This window comes from Corallococcus llansteffanensis, from assembly GCF_003612055.1.
Classification (GTDB): domain Bacteria; phylum Myxococcota; class Myxococcia; order Myxococcales; family Myxococcaceae; genus Corallococcus; species Corallococcus llansteffanensis.
Genome location: NZ_RAWB01000400.1, coordinates 1 through 9,190 on the forward strand (window position 1 = coordinate 1; position 9,190 = coordinate 9,190).

General features: G+C 70.2%; 7 protein-coding genes. 4 read left to right on the forward strand and 3 right to left on the reverse strand.

The genetic code is table 11. From position 1 onward, the window contains the following. Window positions 1–229: 229 nt before the first annotated feature. Both D7V93_RS29740 and D7V93_RS29745 read left to right on the forward strand, forming a co-directional pair. Window positions 230–1,732, forward strand: coding sequence for an arylsulfatase (locus D7V93_RS29740; RefSeq protein ID WP_120646604.1), 1,503 nt, complete (start codon window positions 230–232; stop codon window positions 1,730–1,732). Between the two features lie 42 nt (window positions 1,733–1,774). After that, entirely contained in the window at window positions 1,775–3,664 is a 1,890-nt protein-coding gene (locus tag D7V93_RS29745) for a SulP family inorganic anion transporter (protein ID WP_120646605.1), read from the forward strand. A gap of 5 nt (window positions 3,665–3,669) precedes the next feature. Here D7V93_RS29745 and D7V93_RS29750 read toward each other — a convergent pair whose 3' ends face one another. Further along, window positions 3,670–4,812: a chemotaxis protein gene (locus D7V93_RS29750; RefSeq protein WP_120646606.1), complete on the reverse strand. Its 1,143-nt coding sequence runs from the start codon at window positions 4,810–4,812 to the stop codon at window positions 3,670–3,672. Between the two features lie 199 nt (window positions 4,813–5,011). On the opposite strand from D7V93_RS29750, the gene D7V93_RS29755 reads away from it, so the two are divergent. Both D7V93_RS29755 and D7V93_RS29760 read left to right on the forward strand, forming a co-directional pair. Beyond that, complete coding sequence (locus D7V93_RS29755) at window positions 5,012–6,535, forward strand: flavin-containing monooxygenase (protein ID WP_120646607.1); 1,524 nt, start codon at window positions 5,012–5,014, stop codon at window positions 6,533–6,535. 115 nt (window positions 6,536–6,650) lie between these two features. Next, on the forward strand, window positions 6,651–7,067 hold the full coding sequence (locus tag D7V93_RS29760) for a DoxX family protein (RefSeq protein ID WP_120646608.1): 417 nt from the start codon (window positions 6,651–6,653) through the stop codon (window positions 7,065–7,067). A 272-nt stretch (window positions 7,068–7,339) separates the two neighbouring features. Here D7V93_RS29760 and D7V93_RS29765 read toward each other — a convergent pair whose 3' ends face one another. Both D7V93_RS29765 and D7V93_RS29770 read right to left on the reverse strand, forming a co-directional pair. Beyond that, on the reverse strand, window positions 7,340–7,627 hold the full coding sequence (locus D7V93_RS29765; RefSeq protein WP_120646609.1) for a phosphopantetheine-binding protein: 288 nt from the start codon (window positions 7,625–7,627) through the stop codon (window positions 7,340–7,342). A gap of 18 nt (window positions 7,628–7,645) precedes the next feature. Beyond that, the coding region (locus D7V93_RS29770; protein WP_147451399.1) for an alpha/beta fold hydrolase at window positions 7,646–9,190 on the reverse strand (1,545 nt) is incomplete at its 5' end.

Here is a 9,190-nt window from a genome sequence, read left to right on the forward strand (position 1 = left end):
GTCAGATGGGTATAAGAGACAGGCGCAAGAGTGGGAAGCCCACACCGCCAGGAACAGGGGCCCCGAGGTCCGGGAGGCTCAAGCGGGCGTTGGCTGCTTCCCCTCACCTCCCCCGGGATTGAAAGGCGGCACTCCATCTCCATCTCTTGGTGCAATCCACTCCTCACACGGCCCGCGTGGCAGTTGCCACCGGGCTGCATGTGCAGGCCAGCAGGCGCGGAGCCCCTCCATGGCACAGCCGAAACAGAAGGCCCCCCGGAAGAAGCCAAACATCCTCGTCATCTTCGGAGACGACATCGGCTACTGGAACGTGAGCGCGTACAACCTGGGGGTGATGGGCTATCGCACGCCCAACATCGACCGGCTGGCGAAAGAGGGAGCGCTCCTCACCGACTACTACGGCCAGCAGAGCTGCACCGCCGGGCGCGCGGCCTTCATCACCGGCCAGTGCCCGTTCCGCACGGGCCTCACCAAGGTGGGCATGCCGGGCTCCCCCGTGGGCCTGCAGGCCGAGGACCCCACCATCGCGGACCTCCTCAAACCGCTGGGCTACGTCACCGGCCAGTTCGGCAAGAACCACCTGGGCGACCGGGACGAGTTCCTCCCCACGATGCACGGCTTCGACGAGTTCTTCGGCAACCTGTACCACCTCAACGCCGAGGAGGAGCCAGAGAACCCGGACTACCCCAAGGACCCCCGCTTCCGACAGCGGTTCGGCCCGCGCGGCGTCCTGCGCGCGAAGGCGGATGGCAAGGGTGGGCAGACGGTGGAGGACACCGGCCCACTGACGAAGAAGCGCATGGAGACGGTGGACTGGGAGTTCCTCGACGCGACGGTCGACTTCATCGAGCGGGCGAAGAAGAACGATCAGCCCTTCTTCGTGTGGTTCAACACCACGCGCATGCACGTCCACACGCACCTGCGGCCGGAGTCCCAGGGCAAGACGGGGCTCGGGCTCTTCGCGGACGGCATGGTCGAACATGACGGCCACGTGGGCCAACTGCTCGGCAAGCTGGACGAGCTGGGCCTCGCGGAGGACACCCTCGTCGTCTACACCACGGACAATGGAGCCATGAGCTCCATGTGGCCCGACGGTGGCGCCACCCCCTTCCGCGGCGAGAAGGACACCAACTGGGAGGGCGCCTTCCGCGTGCCGTGCGTGGTGCGCTGGCCGGGCGTCATCCCCCCGGGGACCCTCCTCAACGACCTCTTCTCCTCCGAGGACTGGCTGCCCACGCTGCTGTCGGCGGCGGGAGTGCCCGACATCGTCGACAAGGTGAGAGCAGGCCACACCGCGAGAGCGAAGACCTTCAAGGTGCACCTGGACGGCTATGATCAGACAGAGCTGCTCGCGGGCAAGGGCCCCACGAAGCGCGTCGAGTTCTTCTACTTCGGTGACGACGGCGAGTTCCTCGCCATGCGCCACGGGCGCATGAAGCTCGTCTTCCAGGAGCAGCTCGCCACCGGCATCGACGTCTGGGACATGCCCTTCACGAACCGGCGCGCGCCACTGCTCATCGACCTACGGGCGGATCCGCTCGAGCGCGCGGAGGAATCGGTCGGGTTCCACTCCTGGGAGATCGACCACGTCTTCTACTTCGTCCCGGCGCAACAGTTCGTGGCCCGCTTCCTGGCGAGCTTCAAGGAGTTCCCACCGCGCCAGAAGCCCGGGAGCTTCTCCGTGGATCAGGTGGTGGAGAAGCTGGAGCAGAGCCCCACCGCCATGCACTGACGACCGCGGGCCACGGGCAGACACGGGCCGGAGGAGTCCATCGTGAATCACGCATCCACGAAGAGTTCTTCCTCCTGGCTCGCCCGCGCCGTGCCCTTCGTCTCGACGGTGCGAGGCTACCGTCGTCCCTGGCTCAAGCGGGATGTGATGGGTGCACTCACCGTCACGGCCCTGCTCATCCCGGAGGGCATGGCGTACGCGCAACTGGCGGGCCTGCCTCCGACGGCCGCCTTCTACGCGGCCCCGGCGGGGCTGGTGCTGTATGCGCTGTTCGGCAGCTCGCGCCAGCTCATCGTGGCCGTGTCCGCCGCGGTGGCGGTCCTCTCCGCCGCCACCGTGGGCCCCCTGGCCGCGGCGGGCTCACCCCGGTTCGTGGTCCTCACCGCGGCCCTGGCGATGATGGCGGGACTCATCTCGCTGCTCGCGGGCGTGCTGCGGCTGGGGCGCATCGCGCAGTTCTTCTCCGCCTCCGTCCTCACCGGCTTCGTCTTCGGCCTGGCGCTGGTCATCGCCATCAAGCAGGTGCCCAAGCTCTTCGGCATCGAGTCCGGCGAGGGCAACTTCTTCGAGCGGCTGGCATTCCTCGTCACGCACCTGGGCGGCACGCACCTCGTCACGCTGCTCGTGGGGGCCGGCAGCCTGCTGCTGTTGCTGGGCCTGGAGCGGGTGTCGGAGCGGCTCCCGGCGGCCCTGGTGGTCCTGGCGGTGGCCGTGGGCGTGACGGCCCTGCTGGGGCTGGACGCGCGCGGCGTGGAGGTGGTGGGCAAGGTGCAGGCGGGGCTCGCCGCGCCCCGGTTGCCGGACGTGGGCCTTCGCGACCTGGTGGGCCTGTTGCCGGGGGCATGTGGCATCGCGCTGGTGGCGTTCGCCGAAGCCATTGGCCCCGCGCGCATGCTGGCGGGCCGTCACGGCTATGAGGTGAACGCCAACCGAGAGCTGGTGGGCCTGGGCGCCGCCAACGTGGGCGCGGGGCTCTTCCAGGGCTTCTCCATCGGGTGCAGCCTGTCCAAGTCCGCCGCCAACGACGCGGTCGGCGCCCGCACGGAGGTGTCCGCGATGCTGGCGGCGGGCCTCACGCTGCTGGTCGCGCTGTTCCTCACGCCCCTCTTCCGGCTGCTGCCCGAGGCCACCCTGGGCGCCATCGTGGTGGTCGCCGTGTCGGGGATGATGGACGTGAAGGAGCTGCGGCGGCTGTACCGGCTGCGGCGGGCCGACTTCCTCGGCGCGCTGGTGGCGCTGGTGGGCGTGCTCGCCCTGGACGTGCTGCCGGGGCTGCTGGTGGCGGTGGGCCTGTCGCTCTTCCTCATGGTGTACCGCGCCAGCGTGCCCCACCTGAGCGAGCTGGGGCGCACCCCGGGCACGCTCGCGTTCAGCGACGTGCGGCACACGCCGCGCCCGCTGACCGTGCCCGGCATGCTCATCCTCCGCCCGAACGAAGGCGTCTTCTTCGCCAACGCCACGTCCCTGAAGGATGAGATCCTCGCGCGGGTGCGCCGCGCCGCACGCCCGCCCCAGGTCGTGCTGCTGGACCTGGAGGTGACGGCCGACCTGGACGTTCCCGGGGCCGACATGCTGGCCGACCTGCACGACGAGCTCGCCCGGCGGTCAGTCACCCTGCAACTGGCCCGGATCATGGCCCCCACGCGGCGGATGCTGGAGCGCACCGGCGTGGCGGCGAAGGTGGGCAGCGAGAACCTCCACGCGCAGGTGCTGGACGCGGTGGTGGGCCATTTGGTCCACGCCCCGTCGGAGACACTGGAGGAGCAGGCGCTCCTGCGCGACGGCCTGCACCGGCTGCGCGGCCTGGTGGAGGAGGCCGGCGCCACGAGCGACGCGGACGATGCGGCGGAACGCGAGCGGCTCCAGGACCTGGGCCAGCGCCTGGGCCAGGCCGAGTCCCGGTGGGAAGCCCCCGGCAGCGCGCCGCACTGACTCCCTCAGGCGCGCCTGCGGAGGCGGATCAGCAGGGTCACGAGGACGAGCCCGCCCACCAGGCCCAGGGCCACGAGCGCGAGCAGCCACTGGAAGACGCGGTCCACCAGGGGCACGGCCCTGTCGAACGCGTGGTCCACCCAGCCCCGGGCCAGGCCGTCGAGCTGCTGGAGCGTCGCCACGCGCTCGGCGCGCAGGGCGTCCACCACCACCGCGCGCTCCTGCCCCACGCCCGCGAGCACGGCCTGCCGTTCACCGGTGACGTAGTCCTGGAGCAACCGCCGCTCCTGATCCAACGCCTCCAGCACCGCCATGCGCTCGCGGGCGATGAGCGCGGGGCTGTTCGCGGCCACGCCTCCCACGCGGTCGAGGAGGTCCACGGTGCGCGACAGTTCGGCCATGAGGGATTGGAGGATGGGCGCATTCATGGCATCGGCGGCCGCGAGCTCCGCCTGCCAGCGGGCCTGTCGCGGGAGGCTGGCCGCATAGAGGTCCACCCGCGCGGTGATGTCCGTCATGCCCTCCACGAGGCCCGCCGCCCTCCTGAGCAGGCTCCCGCCCGAGGTCGCCGTCACGGAGGCCAGCAGGGGCACGGTGGACTCGCGCGCGACGAGCGGCGCTGTCAGGGGGTGTTCGGCGGCCCACGCGTGCACGCGCGTCCGCGCGGCGGAGACGTCCTCGCTTCCCGAAACCTCCCGCCACAGCGCCTCCACCTGCGACTCCATGTCGCGCAGCGAGCGCAGGGCCTCGGCGCGAAGCTCCGGCGAGGCGTGCTCCGCCCATCGCGGCAGCACCTCCTCCATCTGGGCCAGCAGCGCCCAGGCATCCACGATCGCGGCCACCGGGTCTGGCTGGAAGAGCGCGCCCTGCATGGCGGGCACCGAGTTCGCCTTGAACCTGAGCATCGTCTGCGCCATCTCCGGGGAGTCGGAGCTGGCGGCGAGGCCATCCGCCGTCGCCTCCAGCAGGCCGGAGAAGCGCCGGGCCAGGTCGCGCACGCGGATGCGCAGCGCGCCCACATCCAGGTCCGAGTGTCCCACGCGCTCCTGCAGCTCCGAGCGGGACGGACTCAGCGTGGCACACGCCGACACGAGTGTCGCGAGCACCACCAGGGACATCGGGCGCCAGGGGCGGGGAACCGGGGACATGGGCTCGTCGCAAGCTGCGCACCCCTGCCCTGCCCGCCGACCCTCCCTGCCGACAGGGGGGCCGTTGCGCTCCGGACAGTCCCGGCGCTGGAACGCTCGCACCTTGATTGAACGCCTCCCTTTCACCATCTTTCCGTTCACTTGAAGACTGGACGTTCGCCGGGCCGCCCTCCCGTCCGACCCAGCAACGGAGCCCACCATGTCCCCCCCGCGCGCGGCAGACCTCCCCGAACACGTCGACGTGTTGATCATCGGTGCCGGGCTCTCGGGGATTGGCACGGCCTGCTATCTGCAGCGGGAGCACCCGTTGAAGTCGTACGCCCTCCTGGAGGCCCGGGGTGCGACGGGTGGCACGTGGGATCTCTTCCACTACCCCGGCATCCGCTCCGATTCGGATCTCCACACGTTCGGATACGAGTTCAAGCCGTGGACGGACAGGAAGTCGATCGCCGGCGCGGACGCGATCCTCGCCTACCTGCGCGAGACCGCGGCCGAGTATGGGATTGACCGCCAGATTCGACTCCACCACCGGGTGCACGGCGCGGCCTGGTCCAGCACCGACGCCCTGTGGGTCGTCGACGTCGAGCGCACCGACACCGGCGAGCGCATGAAGCTCTCGTGCCGGTGGCTGTTCTGCGCCTCGGGCTACTACCGCTACGACCAGGGGTTCACCCCCCGGTTCGAGGGCACCGAGCGCTTCAGGGGCCCCATCGTCCATCCGCAGCACTGGCCCCAGGGCCTCGACTACCAAGGCAAGCGCGTCGTCATCATCGGCAGTGGCGCCACCGCCGTGACGATGGTGCCGGCGATGGCGGGAGCGGCGGCGCACGTGACGATGCTGCAACGCACGCCCACCTATATCGTGCCCATCCCCTCCGAGGATCCGTTGGCGAAGCTCCTGCGGAAGCTGCTCCCGAAGGCCTGGGCGCACGCGCTCATGCGGCGCAAGAACATCGCCATGCAGCGTTTCATCTGGCGCTTCTGTCAGCGCTACCCGCGTCTGGCCCGGCGGCTCATCCGCTGGGAGAACACCCGGCAGCTCCCGAAGGGGTACCCGGTCGACAAGCACTTCAACCCGCCCTACGACCCGTGGGCCCAGCGGCTGTGCGTGGTCCCGGACTCGGACCTCTTCAAGGCCATCTCCAGCGGCCGGGCCTCGGTGGTGACGGAGCACATCGAGACCTTCACCGAGAAGGGCGTCCAGCTGAAGTCGGGCCAGGAGCTGGAGGCCGACCTCATCGTCACCGCGACGGGGTTGAACCTCCAGGCGCTCGGCGGCATCGCGCTGAGCGTCGACGGGGCGCCGGTGCACCTGGCCGACAGGGTGGCATTCAAGGGCATGATGCTCAGCGGGGTGCCGAACTTCTCGCTCGCGCTGGGCTACACCAACGCGTCCTGGACGCTGAAGGTGGGCCTGCTGTGTGAGCACTTCTGCCGCCTGCTCGCGTACATGGACGCGCACGGCTACAGCATCTGCACCCCGGAGCTGGGCAACCCGGCGATGCCGACCCGGCCGCTGCTCGACTTCGCCGCCGGATATGTGCAGCGCTCGATTGATACACTGCCGCGTCAGGGCGACCGGGCCCCCTGGGTGATGTCGATGGACTACCAGGAGGACACGCGGCTGCTGCGGGACGACGCGGTGACGGACCCGGACCTGCGGTTCTCCTCCCACGTCCAGACGGCCACCTCGGCCACGCCGGACGTCACGGTGGCGGGATGAGCGCTGCATTCCTGTCCACACTGAGGGCCGCCCACCTCTGGCGAATCCAGGCAGCGCGTGGCATGCCCGGGGCCCCGGCCTCCTGCCGGCATCAGCGACACGAAGAGGAGAAGTGATGGGATTCCTGAGACCCCACGCGGAACGCATCTACGCCCTGCTCCGGATCATGACCGGCTTCATGTTCATGTTCCACGGGATGCAGAAGCTCTTCGGCATGTTCGGCGGAGTGCCGCCCGGAGCGCCCGCATTCGTCATCTACGTCGCCGGTGGAATCGAGTTCGTGGGCGGCGTGCTCATCTTGATCGGGCTGTTCACGTCACCCGCGGCCTTCCTCGCGAGCGGCACCATGGCGGCCGCCTTCTTCATGGGGCACGTGATTCCCGCCAAGGGCAACATCCTCCCCATCGTGAACCAGGGCGAGCTCGCGGCGCTCTACTGCTTCGTCTTCCTCTACATCTCCGCGCACGGCTCGGGCATCTGGAGTGTCGATGCCGCGCGCCGAGGCACGACGAGCAGGGCCGTGTCCGCCTGAGCGGGTCAGCGGCGGGGGTTGGGGACGCCACCTGGGGTGTTCAACCGGGAGGCGCATTCCTCGAAGGCACAGCCCCGCTCTCACCGCCTCGCAACGCGCCGGGTGGGTGACAGGAACGTTTCGGGGGCATCCGGGTGCTCGGGCAAGCCGCGGATCACGATGGCGAGTTCCATCATGCCGCCCTGAAGATCCACCGTCTGGGCCAGCACCGGCTCCGTGTCCGCGGAGGCTTGCGTGTTCCGACGGGAGCGTTCAGGGACCTCCCGACACGCTCATTCCCCCTGGGTCGCCCGGGCCCGCGCCACGATCTGCCGGCTCACCTCGAGCACATCGCCCACCGTGTCCAGCCGGGCCACGTCGATGGCAAGCACCAGATCGCCAATCTCGATGCCGAACGCGTCCTCCAGCCGGAAGACGAAGGCCGCGACACCGAGCGAGTCGATGCCCAGGTCCTTCCGCAGGGACAGCTCCGGGGTGATGCGCGTCTGCTTCAAGGGCCCGGGAAGGGTCGCGGTGAGCAACGACAGCACCTTCTCGTCGAACTTCGCGTCAGCGTCCATGGGTTCCTCCCGCCACCGTCAGGCGGCGTGCGGGGCTTCGGAGCGCGGGGCGTCCGCGGCTCGCGGGGAAGCCCCCACCCGCCCCTGGAAGAACGCCTCCATCTGCTCTGCGACGAACTCCGGCCGGTCATACAGACAATAGTGGGTGGCCCCCTGGACGTGGACGTGATGGCAGTGGGGGATGAGCTCCGCCATGTGCCGCGAGGTGTCCGGCGCGGCCACGCCGTCGTGCTCCGCGCTGAGGAGCATGATGGGTGCCCGCACCTGCGCCATGTGGGTCCGGATGTCGTAGGACAAGAAGTCGATGATCTGGTGGGCGTAGCTGACGATGACGGGCTCACTGCGGAACGGCCCCAGGGCATGGGGCTGCAGGTCCTTGTTCATCAGGGAGAGCACGCGCAGGGCCACCTCGGAGTCAGGCAGCCCTCCCAGGTCGCTCCCCTCCTCCCGCGACATGCTCAACCGCAGGGACTTGAGAACCGAGGCCGCCATGGCCGGGCGGCGCACGAGCATCCTGCACAGCGGCTCGAAGTTGCGCTCGTAGACCGTCTCGAGCTCCTTCGGGCTGCCAGACCAGCGCAGCGAGCCGTTGAGGAACACCATCGATGCGACCGCGGCCGGCCGGCGGCGATGGAACTCCACGGCGACCTTCGGGCCGGTGCACCAGCCCACCAGATGGCACGCGTCGATTCCCTCGTGCTGGAGGACGGCCTCCAGGTCGTCCACGTGGTCGCGCAGCAGGAAGGGCTGCGGACCCGACTCCAGGCCTCGCGGCTCCCAGACGAGGACGCGGTGGTTGCGCATCAGGCAATCCACCAGCCGGCTCCAGTAGAACAGCCCCTGCCCCAGCGCGTTGAGGATGACGACCGGCGTTCCCCGGGAGCCCGCGGCGAAGTAGGTCAGCGTGGAGTCCCCCCGTGCCAGCGTGCGCGGCACGAGCGTGGCGAACAGCGCCGCGGCGCGCGCCCTGCGCTCGGCGCGCGCGGCATCCAGTTCCTCGCGCACAGACCGGAAGAGCTCGCTCTGGGCCTCTGGGCCCAGGCCGAGCTCCCCGGCGGACGGACCCGGGTGGCCCCCGGTGTCGTCGAAGCCAGCGGCCTCGAAGTGGGCGCGGACCCCTTCCAGCCGCGAGTGGAGTTGCCGGTCGATGGCGTTCAGCTCGCCCGTGTCCGCGACGGTCACCAGGTCCAGGCCCAGGGCCGCCCCCACCCGCTCGCAGAGCCGCGCGAAGGGGCTGCGCTCCGGCGCGGTGATTCGGAAGCGCCCGGACAGGGTGCCCGGGGAGCGCGCGACCTGGAGCAGCTGCGCCGCGGCCTGCTCGACCCGCACGATTCCCAGGCTCGCGCCCGCGGGCGCCCAGCACCGCAGCGGCCGCGAGCCGAGGTGCCCGGGAAGGCGCTCGTCAATCTCCCCCTTGAGGTCATGCAGCACCTCCAGGAAATGGAGGAAGCCCTCGCGATCCGGCCCCCTTCGCGGCGGGACGGCGCCGATGACGAGCGAGGTCCGGAAGAGGCGGTAGCCCAGGCCCACCCCTCGGCACGCCGCCTCCACTTCGTGCTCCGT

Excerpts from the sequence above, each read along its gene's own strand:
- D7V93_RS29760 (WP_120646608.1), top strand. The coding sequence starts at position 6,651 with ATGGGATTCCTGAGACCCCACGCGGAACGCATCTACGCCCTGCTCCGG.
- D7V93_RS29755 (WP_120646607.1), top strand. The coding sequence starts at position 5,012 with ATGTCCCCCCCGCGCGCGGCAGACCTCCCCGAACACGTCGACGTGTTG.
- D7V93_RS29765 (WP_120646609.1), bottom strand. The coding sequence starts at position 7,627 with ATGGACGCTGACGCGAAGTTCGACGAGAAGGTGCTGTCGTTGCTCACC.
- D7V93_RS29740 (WP_120646604.1), top strand. The coding sequence starts at position 230 with ATGGCACAGCCGAAACAGAAGGCCCCCCGGAAGAAGCCAAACATCCTC.
- D7V93_RS29750 (WP_120646606.1), bottom strand. The coding sequence starts at position 4,812 with ATGTCCCCGGTTCCCCGCCCCTGGCGCCCGATGTCCCTGGTGGTGCTC.